The sequence below is a fragment of the Candidatus Zixiibacteriota bacterium genome, assembly GCA_034003725.1.
GTDB lineage: Bacteria > Zixibacteria > MSB-5A5 > GN15 > FEB-12 > WJMS01.
Genome location: JAVEYB010000022.1, coordinates 1 through 18,115, shown reverse-complemented (window position 1 = coordinate 18,115; position 18,115 = coordinate 1). Strand labels below are relative to the sequence as shown.

The 18,115-nt window shown below is 59.6% G+C and carries 19 protein-coding genes and 1 tRNA gene; 7 read left to right on the top strand and 13 right to left on the bottom strand.

All coding sequences use genetic code 11. The annotated features are described in order from the left end of the window. Positions 1-973: 973 nt before the first annotated feature. The 4 genes from RBT76_15520 to msrA all read right to left on the bottom strand — a co-directional run bounded on the left by RBT76_15520 (position 974) and on the right by msrA (position 3,613). Positions 974-1,270, bottom strand: a complete 297-nt coding sequence (locus tag RBT76_15520; GenBank protein ID MDX9859193.1) for a GYD domain-containing protein — start codon at positions 1,268-1,270, stop codon at positions 974-976. 152 nt (positions 1,271-1,422) lie between these two features. Continuing rightward, a complete protein-coding gene (locus tag RBT76_15515) occupies positions 1,423-1,956 on the bottom strand; it encodes a GNAT family N-acetyltransferase (protein ID MDX9859192.1) in 534 nt (177 codons plus the stop codon). Between the two features lie 31 nt (positions 1,957-1,987). Beyond that, the gene (locus RBT76_15510; protein ID MDX9859191.1) at positions 1,988-2,872 is read right to left on the bottom strand and encodes a DUF1565 domain-containing protein; all 885 of its coding nucleotides are present in this window, start codon (positions 2,870-2,872) and stop codon (positions 1,988-1,990) included. 267 nt (positions 2,873-3,139) lie between these two features. Further along, positions 3,140-3,613, bottom strand: coding sequence for a peptide-methionine (S)-S-oxide reductase MsrA (gene msrA / locus RBT76_15505; GenBank protein ID MDX9859190.1), 474 nt, complete (start codon positions 3,611-3,613; stop codon positions 3,140-3,142). Between the two features lie 450 nt (positions 3,614-4,063). Between msrA and RBT76_15500 the strand changes: the two genes are divergently transcribed. Beyond that, positions 4,064-4,399 carry a tRNA-binding protein gene (locus RBT76_15500; GenBank protein ID MDX9859189.1) on the top strand — a complete coding sequence of 112 codons (336 nt, stop codon included), beginning with the start codon at positions 4,064-4,066 and terminating at the stop codon, positions 4,397-4,399. A gap of 24 nt (positions 4,400-4,423) precedes the next feature. Here the strand turns inward: RBT76_15500 and RBT76_15495 are convergent, their stop codons facing one another. After that, positions 4,424-5,392: an alpha/beta hydrolase gene (locus RBT76_15495; protein MDX9859188.1), complete on the bottom strand. Its 969-nt coding sequence runs from the start codon at positions 5,390-5,392 to the stop codon at positions 4,424-4,426. A gap of 361 nt (positions 5,393-5,753) precedes the next feature. On the opposite strand from RBT76_15495, the gene RBT76_15490 reads away from it, so the two are divergent. Continuing rightward, a complete protein-coding gene (locus RBT76_15490; GenBank protein ID MDX9859187.1) occupies positions 5,754-7,235 on the top strand; it encodes a class I adenylate-forming enzyme family protein in 1,482 nt (493 codons plus the stop codon). Continuing rightward, on the top strand, positions 7,232-8,233 hold the full coding sequence (locus RBT76_15485) for a GNAT family N-acetyltransferase (protein ID MDX9859186.1): 1,002 nt from the start codon (positions 7,232-7,234) through the stop codon (positions 8,231-8,233). The genes RBT76_15490 and RBT76_15485 overlap by 4 nt, the downstream gene beginning before the upstream one ends. 5 nt (positions 8,234-8,238) lie before the next feature. Here RBT76_15485 and RBT76_15480 read toward each other — a convergent pair whose 3' ends face one another. Both RBT76_15480 and RBT76_15475 read right to left on the bottom strand, forming a co-directional pair. Beyond that, a complete protein-coding gene (locus RBT76_15480) occupies positions 8,239-9,405 on the bottom strand; it encodes an MFS transporter (protein ID MDX9859185.1) in 1,167 nt (388 codons plus the stop codon). Positions 9,406-9,500: 95 nt separating this feature from the next. Beyond that, entirely contained in the window at positions 9,501-9,989 is a 489-nt protein-coding gene (locus tag RBT76_15475; GenBank protein ID MDX9859184.1) for a hypothetical protein, read from the bottom strand. Between the two features lie 226 nt (positions 9,990-10,215). Here RBT76_15475 and RBT76_15470 point away from each other — a divergent pair, with 226 nt between their 5' ends. Further along, positions 10,216-11,244: a hypothetical protein gene (locus tag RBT76_15470; GenBank protein MDX9859183.1), complete on the top strand. Its 1,029-nt coding sequence runs from the start codon at positions 10,216-10,218 to the stop codon at positions 11,242-11,244. 49 nt (positions 11,245-11,293) lie between these two features. On the opposite strand, the gene RBT76_15465 is transcribed toward RBT76_15470, so the two are convergent. The 6 genes from RBT76_15465 to RBT76_15440 all read right to left on the bottom strand — a co-directional run bounded on the left by RBT76_15465 (position 11,294) and on the right by RBT76_15440 (position 14,620). Then, positions 11,294-11,569: a DUF3303 family protein gene (locus RBT76_15465; protein ID MDX9859182.1), complete on the bottom strand. Its 276-nt coding sequence runs from the start codon at positions 11,567-11,569 to the stop codon at positions 11,294-11,296. 47 nt (positions 11,570-11,616) lie between these two features. Continuing rightward, positions 11,617-12,093: a hypothetical protein gene (locus tag RBT76_15460; protein ID MDX9859181.1), complete on the bottom strand. Its 477-nt coding sequence runs from the start codon at positions 12,091-12,093 to the stop codon at positions 11,617-11,619. 257 nt (positions 12,094-12,350) lie between these two features. Continuing rightward, a complete protein-coding gene (locus RBT76_15455) occupies positions 12,351-12,707 on the bottom strand; it encodes a hypothetical protein (GenBank protein MDX9859180.1) in 357 nt (118 codons plus the stop codon). 124 nt (positions 12,708-12,831) lie between these two features. Beyond that, positions 12,832-12,916, bottom strand: a tRNA-Ser gene (locus tag RBT76_15450). Between the two features lie 187 nt (positions 12,917-13,103). Continuing rightward, positions 13,104-13,661 carry an ABC transporter permease gene (locus tag RBT76_15445; protein MDX9859179.1) on the bottom strand — a complete coding sequence of 186 codons (558 nt, stop codon included), beginning with the start codon at positions 13,659-13,661 and terminating at the stop codon, positions 13,104-13,106. Next, positions 13,658-14,620: an OB-fold nucleic acid binding domain-containing protein gene (locus RBT76_15440; GenBank protein ID MDX9859178.1), complete on the bottom strand. Its 963-nt coding sequence runs from the start codon at positions 14,618-14,620 to the stop codon at positions 13,658-13,660. The genes RBT76_15445 and RBT76_15440 overlap by 4 nt, the downstream gene beginning before the upstream one ends. A gap of 102 nt (positions 14,621-14,722) precedes the next feature. Here RBT76_15440 and RBT76_15435 point away from each other — a divergent pair, with 102 nt between their 5' ends. Genes RBT76_15435 through RBT76_15425 form a run of 3 tightly spaced genes read left to right on the top strand, consistent with a single transcriptional unit; the run spans position 14,723 to position 17,944 of the window. After that, positions 14,723-16,048 (top strand): LptF/LptG family permease, encoded by a 1,326-nt coding sequence (locus tag RBT76_15435; protein ID MDX9859177.1) that lies wholly within the window; start codon positions 14,723-14,725, stop codon positions 16,046-16,048. 4 nt (positions 16,049-16,052) lie between these two features. Continuing rightward, on the top strand, positions 16,053-17,141 hold the full coding sequence (locus tag RBT76_15430; protein ID MDX9859176.1) for an LptF/LptG family permease: 1,089 nt from the start codon (positions 16,053-16,055) through the stop codon (positions 17,139-17,141). A gap of 5 nt (positions 17,142-17,146) precedes the next feature. Then, a complete protein-coding gene (locus tag RBT76_15425; GenBank protein MDX9859175.1) occupies positions 17,147-17,944 on the top strand; it encodes a class I SAM-dependent methyltransferase in 798 nt (265 codons plus the stop codon). The last annotated feature ends 171 nt before the right edge of the window (positions 17,945-18,115 follow it).

Here is an 18,115-nt window from a genome sequence, read left to right as displayed (position 1 = left end):
GAACGTCGGGGTTCGGACAAACCCCGCCATCTCCCCACGCATTTTGTTCTCCACCAGCGTACTACCCGTAGGTCAGCTCCGTTTGCACATCCACCCACTCGTCAATCTAAACAAACCTCTCCCGCAAACGGTGCTGACACCACCACCCCTTCATTCCGTTTCGTCCGGTGCCTACCCGCCGTGGCGAACGTCGGGGTTCGGACAAACCACGCCATCTCCCCACGCATTTTGTTCTCCACCTGCGTCCTACCCGTAGGTCAGCTCCGTTTGCACATCCACCAACTCGTCAAACTAAACAAACCTCTCCCGCAAACGGTGCTGACACCACCACCCCTTCATTCCGTTTCGTCCGGTGCCTACCCGCCGTGGCGAACGTCGGGGTTCGGACAAACCACGCCATCTCCCCACCCATTTTGTTCGCCACCTGCGTCCTACCCGTAGGTCAGCTCCGTTTGCACATCCACCCACTCGTCAATCTAAACAGACCTCTCCCGCAAACGGTGCTGACACCACCACCCCTTCATTCCGTTTCGTCCGGTGCCACCCAGTAGGTACCGTACGGCGGGTCCGTCTTCGAACCCGCCAAGGTAAGACAGAGCGTAGCTCTGTCATTCCCGCCCGCCGCGGCGGGGGAATCCATCTTGAATTCTTCTCTGTGCGTGGTGTACATGCGCGTACACCACGCCACCCCGCACTTTTCCCACCAACCCGATGGAAAAAATGGCCGCCCCGCTATAAGTAAATGAGAGGAACTACCATGCCGCTGTCGATAGCACAACCCTTGCCCTCGTGCGCACCGTACGTCTCCGTGCGCCGCAAGTCCTGCCTCCGATCGGAAAGAAAAGAAATATGGGACCCCCTAAAAATGACAAAACAAACCCATTTCCCCGTAACTCTCTCGCGGACACACTTGTACAGCGACTTTTTGGTCCCCGACGCAAACCGCGCCCCCCGGCCCTCAAATCGTGCGAAACTAGATCTCTTCGGCCAGTTCGACCAGTCGTTTGTACGGAATGGCGATAATGCTCTCCGCCTGAAACGCGCCGTTGGCCCGACTGATCATCGACACCTTCGCTGCCGTCTCCTCATCGGGCGCTTCGTAGATGTCCACAAAATCCCACTCTCCCAGAAGGCCATAGTGCCCCAGAAATTTCACCTCCGGACACTTGTCCCGGACATGCTGCAGCCACGTCCGGCCAAGCGCTTCACGGTCGCGCATCTGCTCGCCGAGTTCCGTACTGAGGCGGGTGAAAAGAAAGAACGTCTTCATGGCTTCCCTCCGTATGCCGAATCGGGGCGTGTGCCCCACCATTGTGTCGCGATACGGTGTCGACCCCGAAGGTGCGTGCAGCTATGTATAGTATAACGAACGCCCTGCCCGGACAAAGGAGAAAAGGTCGCGTGCGACCGGGCCCGCCTGACCTACAACCCCGCGTCCCGCACCAGAAGTTTGCTCATCACGACACTTCGGTAGTTGGTATGCGGGCGCCAGTCGACCGGTTCGATATACCGATACCCGAGACGCTCATACCACCGAATCAGATGATGAGCCGTCTCTGCCGTGTCCAAAGCGAGTTCGGCGGCGCCGTCACGGGCCGCCATCTCCTCGGCCGCGTCCATCAGCTTTCGCCCGATCCCCTTGCCCTGCACTGCCGGCTCCACCCCGAGCTGACTGATATGGGCAACGTCGAGCCGGTCCAGCCACGGCGATCCACCGAGAATGTGAGGCGGTCGATAGGTGATCGTGCCGACAATCCCCCCGCCCGCCCGCGCCACCAGGCAAGTTCCCCCGGCGATTCTCTCGCGGGTCACCTCGGACGACTGGTGAGTCGCGACAAACCGCAATCCCAGGTCGGCCAGATGCCGATACGCCCGATGCAGCAGAGCCGTCAACTCATCGATCGAATCCGCTTCGTCGATTGGTCGTATGGTCAGCGATCCTGTGGTGTCGGTCATACTACGGTCGCAGGAAGCGCGCCTCGCACAGTCAGTCGCACAACAGCTCGATTGCCCCGATCAGCCGCCCGCAGGCGTTGTTTTGAGGCAGACAGGGGGAGTCCGCTTCGAGACGAAAACCGGCCGCCGCATCGCCGCACAAACGGGGATCGACACTCATGTTGTTGTTCACCGATTCGAGACCGGCGATCCGTTCCACCCAGTCTCCCTCAGGGTTGCCGAAAATGTTGCAGCAAAACATCGCGGGCATCGCCTCGGAACGATTAACCCATACCGCGGCGCCCGAGTCGTTGTACGCGAAAAGACAGTCGGCGAAGATCGATGTTCCGGAGGCGTTCAGAAACGCCGCCCCCCCCGACTCCGACCAGTTGCCGATAAACGTACACCGCCGAATCGCCGGCGAACCGGACTTGCACCATATCGCGCCCCCGGCGATCGGCGCGCTGTTGTTGATAAAAACGCAGTCACGAATATCCGGCGAGGCGAAGCTGATATATATCGCTGCCCCGCTGCCGGCGTATGCGTTTTTGATCGTAAAGCCGCGAATGAAAATGTTGTCCTGCCCGTTCGTCACCGTCATGCCCTGCTGGTACGAGCTGTCTGTTCCCTGGCAGTCGAGAATCGTCTCCGACGGTCCGCCTTCGGACATCAGCACCAGCGACCCGATTGGAAACGTGATATTCCGGTTGCCCGGTCCGGTATAGGTGCCGGGGGCGACCAGGACCGTGTCACCGAGCGCCGCAGCATCGATAGCGGCCTGGATAGTAGGGTAGTCGGATGGGACTCGGTGTGCCACGTTCGGGGGCGGCGCCCCGGCCGCTCGCTCGACTGCGGTTTCATCGGAACAGCCAGGCAACGCGCACGCAACGACGAGGATAACCGCGCCTGCGCCGTAACTGGTCAGGCAACGATTCATACCTATCCTCCTTTCGGACGGCCCAATCGACACCGGCGTGCCGTTGCCGCCCTCACCATCAATATACCGGGGACCGGCGCCGGTGCAAGGTGTTCCGATAACGCCCGGGACACCACAGAGTTCGATTTCTGTCGTCACCCTCGTTCCCGAATGCGTTTGCCTCCGACGAAGAAACATCGCAAACCCCTCCAGCGAAAAAGCCCGTGCCGTGACGGCCGACACGCCGTCAATACACGGGCAAATCCTCTTGCGATCGGGCCTCGGCGGTTATTTGATCCGGCAACTGGACAGGCCGCGTTTCTCCAGATACCGCTGATGGTATTCCTCGGCGCGATAGAATGTCGAGGCCGCTTCGATCGATGTCGCGATCGGACGCGCATATCGGCCGCTCTCGTCCAGCGCCTTCTTCGACATCTCCGCCGTCTCCCGCTGGTCGTCGTTCAGATAAAAAACGACCGAGCGATACTGCTCCCCGATATCCGGCCCCTGGCGGTTGACCTGCGTCGGGTCATGCTCGCTCCAGAACACCTCCAGCAGCCTCTCGTACGATACACGGCCCGGATCATACGTCACCTGCACCACTTCAGCATGGCCGGTCGTGCCCGAACAGACATCCTGATACGTCGGGTTCTCCATCGTCCCGCCCGCGTAGCCGACCGCCGTGGCGCTGACCCCTTCTATCTGTCGAAACGCCGCTTCGACCCCCCAGAAACACCCGGCGCCAAACATCGCCTTCTCCATGTTCTCACTCTCCTTGACGGTTTCATCAGTCGCCGCCGCGGCCTCTCCGCTGTCGGAGGCCGCCATCGCCCGCCCCTGCCCGTCGGTCAGGCTTGCCGCATACCATCCCAGCCCGGCAATCGCCAGCGTAAAGCTCAACATCATCGCCAGTCGTCTCATTCGCTCGTCACTCCTGCTGTAAGACCTGCCCGGCTGCACACAGGCGTCACGCTCCGCCCGAAACTTCGCCAAGCGCGCCTGTCGATTTGTTACTCCTGTAACAGCGGCTTCCCGGTGGAAAGCTCCGCAAAACAGAAAAAAAGTGGACTGCGGGAAACCAGTATTATTTCACCGCCTCCTTCACGGAATTCATTGCCGCGGCCGGGCCGCCCGCGCATAATGTACGTCACGTCGAAACGCCGAAGACAAACCCGCCTGCCGGTGGGCGGAAACACAGACAGGAGCCCAGAGGTGAAACAAATATCGTGGTCCGAATTCGAAACCGTCGAACTACGCGTCGGAACCGTTGTGGCCGTGGAAGATTTCCCCGAAGCACGCAAACCCGCCTATAAACTCACGATCGACCTCGGCCCGTTCGGTGTCAAAAAGTCCAGCGCGCAAGTGACGACGCTCTACTCGAAGGACGACCTGACCGGACGGCAGGTGCTCTGCGTCATCAATTTCCCGCCGAAACGTATCGGCCCCTTCGTCTCCGAAGTGCTCACCACCGGGTTCGTGATGGACAACGGCGATGTCGTGCTGGCGATTCCCGAGCGCCCGGTTCCCGACGGATCCAAACTCGCCTGATGGACAACTCGCGGACGGCGAAAACTACTCCCTGCCGGCTGCTTCGGACCCGGCACGGGCCGGCCAGAACTCGTCTATCGTTTCCCGCAGCAACCGGTTAAAAGTCACCGGGTCCTCAAGCTGCAGAAAATGGCCCCGTCCCGGCATGTATCGGACGGCAAATGACTCGGCGGTCGCCTGATTCGCCTCGACATTGGTCGGATAAGCATCAGAGTGAATCCCCCTGACCGGCTTGCGCATCTCCTGAAGAACCGTTGCCGCGTCGTAACGAAGCACGTGACGAAGCGAAGGTACTGCAATCGCCGGTGGTGCGGCAGCCATGTCGGCGGCCACTCGTGCCACCAGTGCAGAGTCGGCATCGGGCAGGAAGAGGCTGCGGACAAACGCTTTCGTGGCGCCTTCATAGTCCTGAACCAGACCGGCAAGAAACCCCTCAACCTCTTCCTCCGACATCTGATAGGACAAATCCTGGTACACGTCGACGCCGATCACCGCCGTCACTCTGTCCGGCATACGCCGTGCCACCTCAATGACAACCGCCCCACCCATCGAATGGCCGACCAGCACGACCGGCTGAAGATCAAGCTTCCGGATTACCGCCTCGACATCGCCTGCGTAGTCGGACATCAACCAGCTGTCGCGGGCCGCACGCGATTGGCCATGTCCCGCCAGATCTATCGCCACCACCCGGTAGTCGGACGCCAATGCATCCACCTGTCCGTCCCAATAGCCGCGATCACAACTCCAGCAGTGAACAAACACGAGCGCACTATCCCCCGTCCCGGCGGCCACGTAGTAAATCATGCTGCCGTCGGCCGCAAGCACACTGTCCACGATTGGCCGCGCCGCCTGACTATCGTGATCGGCCACCTGCTTCTGACATGCCCACCCAACTGGAAGCAACAGCGCCGTCACGACGCATAGAGCCAGCGCCCCTGCAAGACCGCGCCGCAGGGGGCGCCCGGACTCATCCGACATCCATTGTACCGGCATACAATCCTCCTCATTGTGAATTCGAACAATCCCTCCTCCGCAGCTTCGAGGAACATACGTCCGGAAGCAAGGCGAAGCAACCCCGCTGCAGCCGGATCTAGCGCCGAGCCGGGGACCGCTCAACGTTTGCACAGACTGCCCCGAAAAGCGGCTCAATCCGGCGATTTTCCTTGCCGATAATGGATTGCATAGGTATATTTTACCGTATTAAAGGACGCGGCCGGAGTCTATCCGCACCACCCCGGCGTGGCGACTGTCCGTACCGGGCCGAAAGTACACCGGCGCCAATCGCACGGGCCGTTCAAACCAGCAGTCAAAACTGCACGTAACTCATGCTGTACGAATAGGGGGACATCGATACATGTCAGCGTCGATGAAAGTCTACGAGTCGCTCCGGGAACGTATCCGCCAGCACGCCGATCGCCTCGCCGTCGTATGCGGCCCTGCGCGCTTCCGCTTCAGCGACCTTGCCAGAGAAACCGATCGCCTCGTCGGCGCCTTCTCGCGGCTTGGCATCACCCGGCGACACGTTGTCGGCCTGGCCCTTCCCAACCAGGCCATGCTGGCCCCGGCCTACCTCGCCCTCTGCGCGCTCGACGCCGCTGTCGCCCTCATCTCCACCAAGTATCGGAACCATGAACTGGACGCAATCGTCGCTCACACCGGTCCGCGGTGGATTCTCACCGGGCATGCTGAATCGGCCGACTTGACCACATCATTGAAGGCGCAGTGCGTGGAATCGCGGCACATCGATGCCGCCGAGCCACTCATTGCGCTGAAGATCGCGGATTTGCCGGACGTCTCGATTCCCGAAGACGTCGCCCTGCTGAAATTCACCTCCGGATCAACCGGCCAACCCAAGGGAATCGGCCTCACGGCGGACAACGTCCTCGCCGAAACGGCGTGCGTCGTTGATACGCTTGCGGTAGCACCCGACGACCGCATTCTGGCGCTCGTGCCGCTGACACATTCGTACGGATTTGACCTCGGCGTACTGGCTTCGCTGTCCTCCGGCGCCTGCCTCCACGTGGGTTCCGGGTTCATCCCGAGGATGACGCTGCAATACCTGCAATCGGAACGGATCAGCATTTTTCTCGGCGTGCCCCCAATGTATCGGTCCCTGATCGATACCCGGCTTCGCGAACTGCCCGACCTGTCGGGCGTACGCTACCTGCTGTCCTGTACCGCGCCGTTAAGCGCCGCAACGATACGAGAATTCCACGAGCGCTTTGGCGCCGTTATCTGCCAGCACTATGGCTCATCGGAAACCGGTGCTGCCACCAACCATGTCCCCTCGGAAGTGCTCAACCGCATGGACTCGGTGGGTCGACCTATGGCGGGTGTCACTGTTTCAATTGTTGACGAGCATGGCAGGCCGGTTGCACCAGGAAACGTCGGCGAGGTGATTGTCAGCGGACCGGCGGTCGCGCCACGTTACCTCATGGGGCAGCCGCTCGGACGCAATCCGCTGCAGGGCGGGTCATACCGCACCGGCGAAATCGGCTTGCTTGATGATGCCGGTTTCCTTCATCTGCGCGGACGTATCGATCATCTCATCAACGTCGGCGGACTCAAAGTCGGACCGGACGAAGTGTCCGCCGTCCTCGAGCAACATCCGGCTGTTCGGGAAGCCGCGGTGATCGGCGCCAAAGACGCCGCCGGCGAAGAGTTCGTCTACGCGGCGGTAACGCTCCGAAGTGAGTCCGATGAGTCCGCCCTGATCGAATTCTGCGGTCGTCACCTCGCGCAATACAAGGTTCCCCGACGAATCGACATACGCGACCACCTCCCGCGCGGCGCGACCGGCAAAGTGCAACTTCGTCCGGAAGACATCGTCATATGAACCGCGATACGGTACAGGAGATTACCGACATCCTCCGCCGCGATATACTGCGCGGCTCCTCCCGAACCATTCACGCCGATCACTCCCTTGGCGAAGGAGGTATCGGGCTGGATTCACTTGCACTGGTGGAGCTGATCACGGCGCTCGAGAACCACTTCGATATCGATATCCCCGAAGGTGACTGGGTAAACCGCGGCCAACTGACGCTCGCAGCGCTGGCACGGATAGTCGAGTCGCAAATCGGCGCGGGCACTCCTCCTGCCCCCCGCCCTGTCCGACCCGACGAAGACATCGAACATGGAACGCGCCTCGGCCGGACCGAACGCCTCCGCACTGTTCTGCAGGAACAGGGCGTTCTCGCAAGCGCACGGTGGATCGCGTCGCGCGCCGTCAAAAAGACCGCGGACGCCGCCTTCCAGCGGCGCACCTTCTACATCCTCGCCGCCGATCTGACCTCCCCGTTGCCCGCTGTTGACATTTCGGACACACTTGCACTCTTCCGGCTCGCCGAACTCTCCGATGCCGATTCGCTCGACGGCATCTACTCGCCATCCGAACACCAGTACAAACTCACCCGTTTCAAGGAGCGGCTTGCGGCCGGCTATCACTGCTACACGGCGTGGATTGACGGCAGGCTTGCTGCTATCGACTGGGTTACCGACAAAACCGACCACGAACCGACCACCGGATTAACGATCGAGGTCGGCCCCGGCGCCTGCTACGGACTTGACCTCCGCGAACACCCCGACTTCAAATCCCGTGGCGTGGGCCTGGCCCTGCTCACTCACTGCCTTGCCGATTGCCGGCGTCGTGGGTACCACACCCAGTTCGCGGTTGTTGATGCCACCAACCGGAGAATGCTGATGGCGTCGGTCCAGCTGCTTGGGTTCAGAAAAGTCGGATACATCTGGACGAGAACCGTTCTGGGAACGACAACCACAAAGTGGGAGTGTTCCGGAAGGAGCGGCAGCGACGCTCACCTTCGACTGCTCCGGTAGATTCTTTACGCAGACGAAGCGGCGGACCGGGTCGACCCCTGGTGCGTATCCGGTATTCTCAGCGAGAACAGCAGGTCCATCGCCACAACGATCGCGCCCGCGATAAATGTCACCTCATGACCCATGGTTGTCCACGCCACGCCTCCCACGACCGGTATCACCACCGCTGTAATGTGGTTGGCCGTCATGCCGAATGACAGACAGCCGGTCAGATCCTCCGGCGGGGCGATCCTGCGAAGATAGGACTTCAGCGCGATCGATGATCCCACCAGCACGTTATCAACCAGAAAGAAGGCGATCAGAATCGCGAGGTAATCGACGAACGCGTAGCCCGCGAAGATAACGATAAGGACCGCCGACGCCGACGCCAGCACTCGACGCTCTCCAATCCGATCGGACAGATGGCCGATCGCCCGGTTGGTGAACATCGTAATGACGTTGTTCGCGAGCATTATCGACGATATCGCGGTGATGTTCAATCCGTGGTTTTTGACCAGGAGAAAAAGGGCAAAGGTCGAGAAGATGTGCCGCCGGCACCCCTGCAGAAACGACAGCGTGTAATACAGTTTGTATTCCCGTTTGATCGTCACCGTGCGCACATCGCTGTCGCTGCGGTTGGCCGGAAGGGCCCACGTCAGGTACAACCCCACCAGCGTTACTGCACCACCGAGCAGATAAAACGTGACACGATAGTCGAGGAAAAGTGTCAGCCAGAGCACCAGCCCGGCGCCGGCCAGCCCGGCAACCGACTCGAACGACAAGAGCCTCCCCTGCACCCGGCCCACTTCGCCCTGCTTCGCCAGCATCAACAACTGGGACGAATTGTTCGGCTCAAAATAGTGAAATCCAAACGACATGAGCACGGTCGCCGCGCCCAGCATCAACAGGGACGATGACAGACCGCACAGAATCAATCCCGCACCCAGCGTGACGATCGATACCGCCCCGACCCTGGATTCCGTGAAGTACAGCGCCAGCGCTCCCGCCCCAAACGCAAGGAGCCCCGGAATCTCACGGACTGCCTGGATAATGCCGACATCGGCTGCCGATGCGCTGAAAAGATCAACCGCGAAATTGTTGAAGAGTATCTGCCAGGAGTAGAAACCGATCCAGACCGTCACGGCAGATAACGTGACCGTGCCGATGGAGACTTCCCGGAGGCGCAAATTCATGGGTCAAGTATACAACCGCCCGCCGGACTCCGTCCAGCAAAAGCGCTGCGTCGTACCCAGAGTGCAGTTTTGCCGGCGCGCGAAACGCCGCCTTGTCAGTCCACCAGTCGAAACGAATTGACAGCGCTTACGAGCGCCTCCTTTTCGGTACTCCACCGGCTTTCAAGCCCGGTCGCAGTGACGACATACAGCTTCGGGCCCTTCTTAAATGCCCGGGTGTACCAGTGCAGATGACGGTTGCCCGAGGTCCCTGTGTACTCCATCACCGGCCAGTTGTCCAGCGTATCCTCGGCAATCATCTTCCACCCTTGCTCCTCGACCTCGGTCCTCGCCTCGGCAAGGTATCCACCCATATTCCCGGCGTAGAACTGCACCTGCACCGAGACCCCGGCCGCGAATCCCCCGAACGGCTCGAGGTACGACTGGTAGGCGGTGACGGCCTTCTTCGTTTCCACCTCCAGCGGGGCGATCTCAAACCCATAGGTTTCGAATCGAAGAAGCGGTTTCGTCTCCTGAGCCGTTACGATGCTGCCGCCTGCAAAAACCAGAATGCATATGAGCATGACTGCAAGGACGCGCTTCATTGTCTATCCTCCTGAACTAAGAATAACCTCGAATACGGGTAGCTAAGCTTTATACGCGAAGGTACGGACGGCGATCCCCCGGTGCAAGTTGTTAGCGTGGGCACCCCGGCCATCCGGAACAACAAACGACTGGCGTGCGCCTATCATGGACCATATACTCCGGTAGCTGCTTGCCGCAACACCGGCGCATAATCTTTCCGTTTTGCCTCGTTGACGAGCGAGAACCATGATCACGTCCTTGAGACGGATTCTCCGCAACCTTGTCATCGCCGCAGTCATGTTGTTGTGGGGTTGCAGCGAGAATGAACCGGCAGGACCCGACGATCAATTGCCGCCGTCGCCGGTCTGCGTCAGGGATATCAGCGCTCGGACCGATCGCAACATACCAACTTCGATCGTCGCCGACTGGGGGCAGCCCCGGCGGCTTGGCGCCCCGGTCAATACCGACTGCCCCCAGGACGCTATCGAGATAACCCGCGACGGAGACTTCCTCTTCGTGATGTATACCGAAAACCTCCTCGACAGCCTCTCTTCCGACCAGATTGTCGCCGACCGGAACGGCACCTATCGCCTGCCGCGACTCGGGCCCGACTCGATGTTCGGCGCGCCGGAATACTTCGACCTTTCCGGCGGCGCGTCTCATACGTTCGACGGCGAACTCAGCTTTGCACCGGACAGCCCCCTCGTATACTTTCACTCGCTCCGTCCGGATAACCTCGGCTACCAGCAGAATCCTTCGGTCGACGACTTCCTGGACATCTACGAAGCGGATCTGGTCAACGGTGTGCCCACCGCCGTTCGCAACCTCGGACCCAATGTCAATTCGATTTACCCCGATGGTGAGCTTGCGATTCATCCCGACGGCCGGTCGCTGTACTTCGGTTCGCTCCGCCCCGGCGGTTCCGGAGCAACCGACATCTGGGTCTCGGTACACGACTCGAATGGATGGTCTGGCGCAACGAACCTGGGAACGACCATCAACTCGTTTGCCGATGATTATCAGCCGACATTCACACCCGATGGCGATACGATGTACTTTGCATCGGGTCGCAATATTCTGTTAGGGATGGCCATCTACCGCTCGTATCGCACCGGCGATTCCTGGAGCGCACCGGAACTGGTGATCCGCGGTCTGGCCGGCGAACCGTCGCTTACCGCTGACGGTGAGCTGCTCTATTTCGTGCATGTTTTGAGCGACTCGCTCGGCAATTACGACGCCGATGTCTGGTATTGCCGACGAGTACATAGCAGGTAACCGCTGTTCCGGAAGCCACCCACGCCTATTCCCCGTCACGTACATTCGGTCAGGCGCGCCGGCCACGAACCCGGTCGGCGGCCTCCCGCGATGTCATTACCGGGATCACGTCGAAATCAACGAGGTCGCTCCACTTGGCTATCCACTCATCGATCCATTCCCGGTCTTCCGTCTCCATCAACTGGAAACATCGCGCAAGATCCTGATCCACCCAGCTGTCGATATAGCGAAGTCCCTCGGGCGACATCCGCCCGAACTCATCGAACCGACGATACACCGGTTTCGGATCTTTATTTCTGAAGTGTTCGATCACGAAGTAGAGCATGCTACGTAACCTCCGGAGCACTCGGCCGCGGCCGTCGGTGCGCGTGTTTAGACTTGTCTCGCCGACGGCTGCGACGTGGCTGTCGATGACGGGCGCTTTTTTCTCCCGCCCAGCAGGATGCCAACCGCTCCGATGACTGGATTGAGAAATGCCAGCCACGACGGCTGCTTGGCTTTCTGCATCGCCTCCATCATCGGGACGTCGCCGGTCCGGACCGACGCCTCTGCCGCCGTATCGGACAAGGTCGGCACGGCCATGACCATACCGAGTATGAGCACGATTCCCGCCAAAACCATGGTGGCTTTCATGTTCCTGCTGATAATCGTACATACCATGCCGCCGATCAATGCCGCGATCAAACTGAGCACGACACTGGCCACGATCCACCCCCCGGAGACCTCATAGGATCCCGCAGAGAACGATCCCTCCGTTCCGAGAATCATGTACACGACTGAAAAGCTGACAAATACAAACGCGGCCATAACAACATAGCCGACAATCACGCCGAGAATGTTCCTGAGCATCGCCAATTTCCTTTGTGTTGGGTGATACACGCCGGCATGGCGCCGTGACGCCCCCGTACGGCGTGTCTTGGTGCTGTTACGGTATAGCCTTCACGGCTGTGACGTCAAGCATAAAACGCGGGCCTGTGCGGTCTACGTTTGAAGTGTGGCGGGGATTTTGGTATCAGGCGCGATCGCTGCGACAACCGGTTGTTCCCGCCTGTCCCGATACGTACCAACCGCCACGCGAGGCGGGGAGGTGAGACCCGTACTCACGTCTATCGTATCAACTGGACTGCAAACAGCATCCCGCAAAAGGACTTGCCCCGGTTGATATCGGCAAACCCGTACAGACCAAGTCCAAGGAAGTCGCAGGGCGTCCAGAATACCTGGACGTCTGCAGCAAGGCCCGGATGATACGTCGTAAGGTTGATGTGCGACACGCCCGCCATCGCGATACCACCCGCTACCGCAAACATAGCCCTGGCCGATCGGACAACGCCGCCACAGAGCAGTCCTGCATCCCACACCACCTCCACCTGCCTCGAATAACCCCAGAGATCGAGTCTGACTTCCGAGGTGGCTATGGCACGCAGCGAATAGAGCTTAGCCCCGTGCTGATAGCCGATACCCACACTCGGTTCCGACCGGACACGCCGAAGAACTGCCGTTTCATGGAGAGGGGATGGAAAAACCGCACCATCGACACGAGTGAAGTGATGGCGCGGGAGTATTATCACCGAACCGATCTCATCAAAGCGGAGAGACTGGGATTCGAACCCAGGATAGGTTGCCCTATACACGCGTTCCAGGCGTGCGCCTTAAACCACTCGGCCATCTCTCCGTTTCAAAGACCTGACATCCCCCGATGTCCCCGCCGACATCAGGAAACAGACACCACGAGTCAGCCCCTAATCTAATCCAATCAGACAAAAAGGCAAGTTCATAACCGAAAACCCCTTGCCCCGCGCCCCCCGCATCGGCCGACTCCCTCCCGCCCGATCACCTCGATTGCGCGTGCCGCCCGACCGTCAGTCGCGCACCGGCGGACGGAACTGGTCGAACGGCGTGAAAAACCGACGCACCACCAGTTCCAGCGTCATCACCACTGTCAACGTCACCGCGCTCATCAGCATATAACCGATGATCAACTGGAACAGGGCCGCCTCCAGCGGCGGCTTGCCGGCCAGGATCATGCCGGTCATCGCCCCGGGCAGCGCGACGATCCCCACCGTCTTCATAAAATTGAGTATCGATACCATTCCGGCCGTCGCCAGAAGCCGCGCCATCGCCACGCGCTGCTTCTCGCCGCCGGAAAGCATATCGACATCGGATTGAACCGTCGCCGCCGGCAACCCGACAAGCGTCAACAACTCGGCCAACGTCTCATCGGGAACGCCCGGCTCATCGAGTCGGTTCATCAGCCGCAACAGCGAACTCTTGCCGGCCCCCGACGGCCCTACGACAGAGTAGACCGTGCCGCAGCCGAACGAATACGATACATCGTTGACGATTGTCTTCCGCTTGCCGTTCGCGGTTATGGAGCGGGTGAGATGCGATATCTCCAGCGTCGCGCGGGAGGCGTTCACGTCGACGGTTCCTCGGGGCCGTCGCCGAAATATAAAAACCGGTCAAGCATGTTTACATACTCCGACCACCCCGTGCCGCCCTGGCGCGTGCGGATTCGTTCGATCGCCCCCATTTTTGAATCGATCTCGTCGCAGTAATACAACACGAACGCCTCGGGCATCTGGGGAACGACCGGGGTGGCGTACTGCAACTCACCCTGGTGCGAAAGGATCATATGCCGAAGTTTCATCAGCAGCGCGGAAGGAAAGCCCTCGATCACCGCCGCCTTTTCGGCAATCCAGTGGTCGGCCAGGCAGATGTGACCGATCAGCCGGCCCTCATCGGTATAGTCGATAACCGTCGAGTCCGAGGAATACGTCCGAACCTTGCCCGCGTCGTGAAACAGCCCCCCGAATATGAGATAATCTTTGTTGAGCCATGGGTAGCCCTGCGCAACCCGAAGCGCCAGCTCGGTGACATTGGCCGAGTGCTCGGAGAGCCCGCCTATATAGGCATGGTGCCACAGCTTGCCCGCCGCCGCAATCATGTATGAATCGAAAAAGGCCCGGTCCGTCCAAAAAGCCTCGGTCAGCGCCTTGATGTATCCGTTTTCTATCTTGGCGGTCAGCGCCATCAGCCGCGACTCCCGCTGTTCCCTCGGCTGAGTCGAATGCGGCAGGATATCTTCGAGCGCATACTCATCCTCGTTGGCGAGCCGAATCCGCGAAATATTGAGCTGCGGCCTGTGATTGTATTCGCCCACCACCGCCCGGGCCTTGACCACCATCCCCTCGGTCATCTCCGTCAAAGCAAACTGGTCCGGCTCCCACATGACACCGTTGATCCGACCCGTATGGTCCCCCAGCTCCAGGGATACGAATTGCCCCCGGGCGTACTCCCTGACGTCCTTGCGACGAACGGCGAAAAATCCCTCGACAAAATCATCGCGGACATAGTCCTTGACGTACTTCTGCTCCATACCGCCAAATGTATTATCCCGATACCGGCAAGTAAACGGTTTTGCATCACATTAATATTGATGTTGTCCGCGCGTGTATAAGACCTATATTGGCAAATACTTATGAAAATCCTGAGCCGTTACATCCTCCGGGAACACGTCGCCCCGTTTATTTTCGCGTTTGTCACCGTGACCTTTCTCCTCGTGATCGACTATGTCCCGCGCATCGTCAACCAGGTGATCGACAAAGACCTCTCCATCTGGGTCGTGCTCGAACTGATCGCGCTGAATCTGGCTTGGATGCTGGCGCTGTCGGTACCTATGTCGGTGCTCGTGGCGACTCTGATGGCGTTCGGCCGCATGGGGTCCGACATGGAAATCATCGCCATGAAAGCCTCCGGCGTGAACCTGCTCCGCGTATTGCTGCCGCTGCTTGCCGCCGGATGCGTAATTACGTACCTCATGGTGCAATTCAACGACAAAATCCTGCCCGATCTCAACAAGGAAGCCCGGCAGCTGTCCTCCGATATCCGCAACATGCGACCAACCCTCGTCTTCCGCTCGGGCGTTTTTATCAACGATATCCCCGGCTATCTGATCCTGATAGACAAGATCAATCACGCCACGTCGCGAGTGGAAGGAGTGCGGATCAGCGATACGCGTGATGACGCCAAGCCCCGCATTATCGTGGCCGACTCCGGATACCTCAAAGTCACCGGCGGCGGCAGCAACCTTCAGTTCTCGCTGTACGACGGCGAGGTGCACCTGATGGACGTCGCGAACCCCGCCAACTACCGCAAGGCCGCCTTCCGGCATCAGGAAATCAACGTGTCCGGCAACCCGTCCGAGCTGGTTCGCACCGAACGCGAGTACCGGACCGACCGAGAAATGGATATCGCCATGCTGCAGGAGCGGGTCGACCAGGCCGAAGGCGCCATCATCCCGCTCCAGGGCAAAATCGAAGACTCCTTCCGCGAACGAGCCGCCTTCCTGCTCGCCGATTCTTTCACCGCCCAGATGTCCGATATCAAGGTCGATTCCATCGCCTACCTGCGGCTCAAAAACGAAGTCGCCGGGTGGCATCGCCTGGTCGAGCGCAACCGCGAGCAGATGGTCGCACAGAAAAAAATCATGAGCAAGTTCGATCTCGAAATTCACAAGAAATACTCTATCCCGGCGGCCTCGCTGGCCTTCATCCTGATCGGCGCCCCCCTGGGGATTCTCTCCCGCCGCGGCGGCATGGGAATGGCCATCGCGATCTCGATCCTGCTGTTCATCGTCTACTGGGCCTTTCTGATCGGCGGCGAAGATATCGCCGACCGCGGTCTGATGGATCCCTTCTGGGCGATGTGGAGCGCAAATTTCCTGGTCGGCGGCCTCGGCATCTACCTGCTCTACATCGTCGTCACCGAACGGCCTATGTTCGCATGGTTCCGGCGGATTGGGTGAACCGATGATTCTGGTCAAAAAACTCGATCAGTACCTGCTCCGCTATTTCATGCTCTCGCTGCTGGTCGTGATGCTGGCCCTCGGGTTTACGATCATTATCATCAACATGGTCGAGGAACTTCGCGATTTCATCGATAACAATGTGCCCTTCCTGACGATTGTCGAGTACTACACGTACTTCGCCGGATGGGTGCTCAGCAAGTTCTTCCCGCTGTTCATCCTGCTCGCGTCCTTGTTTTCCATATCGCTGCTCGCCCGCAAAAACGAAATCCTCGCCATGAAGGCCTGCGGCCGCTCGCTGTATCGAGTCACCTGGCCGATCTTTGCGATGGCCGTCGTCCTGTCCGCCGGGCATTTCTATTACAACGAGTATATCTTCCCCGATGCCAACGTGCGGCGGCTCGAAATCAAAAACTTCGAAATCGAACGCAAATCACGCGAGACATACGCCCGCGTCAGTCGAATCACGCGCCAGATCTCGCCCGGCAACTTCTACACCCTCAATTCGTTCAACACCAACCGGCAGGAAGGCGTCGACTTCAAGCTGTACAACACCACGCGCAACGAACTGTCCCGCATCGTCACCGCGAAAATGATCCTCTACCGCGACCATCGGTGGCTCGCCGTCCGCGGTATCGAACGCATCTTAGGCGCCGACCGCCGCGAAACGTTCACGGAGTTCGACAGCCTCCTCATCCCGGAAATCAAGGACAAACCCTCCGATCTCGAACGCCGTATCGGCAAACCCGAGGACATGTCCCTCGATGAAATCCGATACTACATCGACCTCATGAAACGCACCGGCGGGCCCTACCTCGAAGAGCTGGTGAACCTGCATCTGAAGTTCTCGTATCCGGTCACCTCGGCGATCGTCGTGCTGATCTGCGTTCCGTTCGCCGCCAACCCGCGTCGCGGCGGCATCGCCGTCTCGTTCGCCACCGGCGCGCTTATCGCGCTTATCTATTTCGTGCTGTTTCGCATCATGCAGTCCGCCGGCTACAACGAGAAAGTACCCGTCTGGGTCGCCGCCTGGGCCGTGAACGGCGTCTTTTTCCTCATCGGACTCGTCTCCCTATTCTCAGCAAGAAAGTGACAACCATGCCCCATCCCGATCACGAAAAAAACCGCCATGCCTGGAACCAGATGGTCGACCTCCACGTCAACCACCCGGAATATCTCACGCAGCACGTCATCGATGGCGGCTCGTCCCTGAAGAAGATCGAACTCGATGCGCTCGGCGATGTTCGCGGACGAGAACTCCTGCACCTGATGTGTCAGTTCGGATTGGACACCCTGTCGTGGGCGCGTCAGGGCGCCCGCGTGACGGGAGTCGACATTTCGGAACGGTCAGTCGAAGTCGCCCGTGAGATTGCACGAAAAGCCGGCCTCGAGGCTGCGTTCGTCCGCTCCGACGTACTCGACTTGATCGGGGTCCTCGATAGAAAATTCGACATCGTCTACCAGTCGTACGGCACCCACATCTGGATCTCCGATATAGAACAGTGGGCCAGGGTAGTCGCACACTATCTGAAACCGGGAGGCGTCTTTTTCCTCATCGATGAGCACCCTGCCAACATGCTGTTCCTGCAACCCGGAGCCGACTTTGACTACTTCGCTACAGAACCCGAGCGTACCGTCAACCCGACCGACTATTGTGAAACCGATGTGCGTATCGATGGTGAGCATGTGGAGTGGCAGCACCCGGTGTTCAGGATCGTCAACGCTTTGATTGCCGCCGGCCTGACCATCGAGTCGCTTGGCGAGTACAACTATTACTACTACAAGTATGCTGAGGGTTGGCAGCCGTTTGATGGCTACCCCGGCTACTTGCTCCCGCCGGACGGCAAACCCGCAAGATTTCCGTTGATGCTGTCCGTGAAAGCGAGAAAGCCGTAGGGCGGGTCCGTCCTCGAACCCGCCGCGTAGCGGACGTAGCGGGGGTAGGGCGGGTCCGTCTTCGATGTACGGTATCATGAGATAGGTAACATGTTCTGTCAGGACATTGGTTACACTTTTGGTGTATCCTGGGTTGAGGAGGAGCCAGGATATGCCGTGGAAGCGAACCAG

What these genes read in the sequence shown, in the direction of transcription:
- RBT76_15520 (MDX9859193.1), bottom strand. Translation starts at nt 1,270, where the DNA reads ATGAAGACGTTCTTTCTTTTCACCCGCCTCAGTACGGAACTCGGCGAG.
- RBT76_15515 (MDX9859192.1), bottom strand. Translation starts at nt 1,956, where the DNA reads ATGACCGACACCACAGGATCGCTGACCATACGACCAATCGACGAAGCG.
- RBT76_15510 (MDX9859191.1), bottom strand. Translation starts at nt 2,872, where the DNA reads ATGAATCGTTGCCTGACCAGTTACGGCGCAGGCGCGGTTATCCTCGTC.
- msrA (MDX9859190.1), bottom strand. Translation starts at nt 3,613, where the DNA reads ATGGAGAAGGCGATGTTTGGCGCCGGGTGTTTCTGGGGGGTCGAAGCG.
- RBT76_15495 (MDX9859188.1), bottom strand. Translation starts at nt 5,392, where the DNA reads ATGCCGGTACAATGGATGTCGGATGAGTCCGGGCGCCCCCTGCGGCGC.
- RBT76_15490 (MDX9859187.1), top strand. Translation starts at nt 5,754, where the DNA reads ATGTCAGCGTCGATGAAAGTCTACGAGTCGCTCCGGGAACGTATCCGC.
- RBT76_15485 (MDX9859186.1), top strand. Translation starts at nt 7,232, where the DNA reads ATGAACCGCGATACGGTACAGGAGATTACCGACATCCTCCGCCGCGAT.
- RBT76_15480 (MDX9859185.1), bottom strand. Translation starts at nt 9,405, where the DNA reads ATGAATTTGCGCCTCCGGGAAGTCTCCATCGGCACGGTCACGTTATCT.
- RBT76_15475 (MDX9859184.1), bottom strand. Translation starts at nt 9,989, where the DNA reads ATGAAGCGCGTCCTTGCAGTCATGCTCATATGCATTCTGGTTTTTGCA.
- RBT76_15470 (MDX9859183.1), top strand. Translation starts at nt 10,216, where the DNA reads ATGATCACGTCCTTGAGACGGATTCTCCGCAACCTTGTCATCGCCGCA.
- RBT76_15465 (MDX9859182.1), bottom strand. Translation starts at nt 11,569, where the DNA reads ATGCTCTACTTCGTGATCGAACACTTCAGAAATAAAGATCCGAAACCG.
- RBT76_15460 (MDX9859181.1), bottom strand. Translation starts at nt 12,093, where the DNA reads ATGCTCAGGAACATTCTCGGCGTGATTGTCGGCTATGTTGTTATGGCC.
- RBT76_15440 (MDX9859178.1), bottom strand. Translation starts at nt 14,620, where the DNA reads ATGGAGCAGAAGTACGTCAAGGACTATGTCCGCGATGATTTTGTCGAG.
- RBT76_15435 (MDX9859177.1), top strand. Translation starts at nt 14,723, where the DNA reads ATGAAAATCCTGAGCCGTTACATCCTCCGGGAACACGTCGCCCCGTTT.
- RBT76_15430 (MDX9859176.1), top strand. Translation starts at nt 16,053, where the DNA reads ATGATTCTGGTCAAAAAACTCGATCAGTACCTGCTCCGCTATTTCATG.
- RBT76_15425 (MDX9859175.1), top strand. Translation starts at nt 17,147, where the DNA reads ATGCCCCATCCCGATCACGAAAAAAACCGCCATGCCTGGAACCAGATG.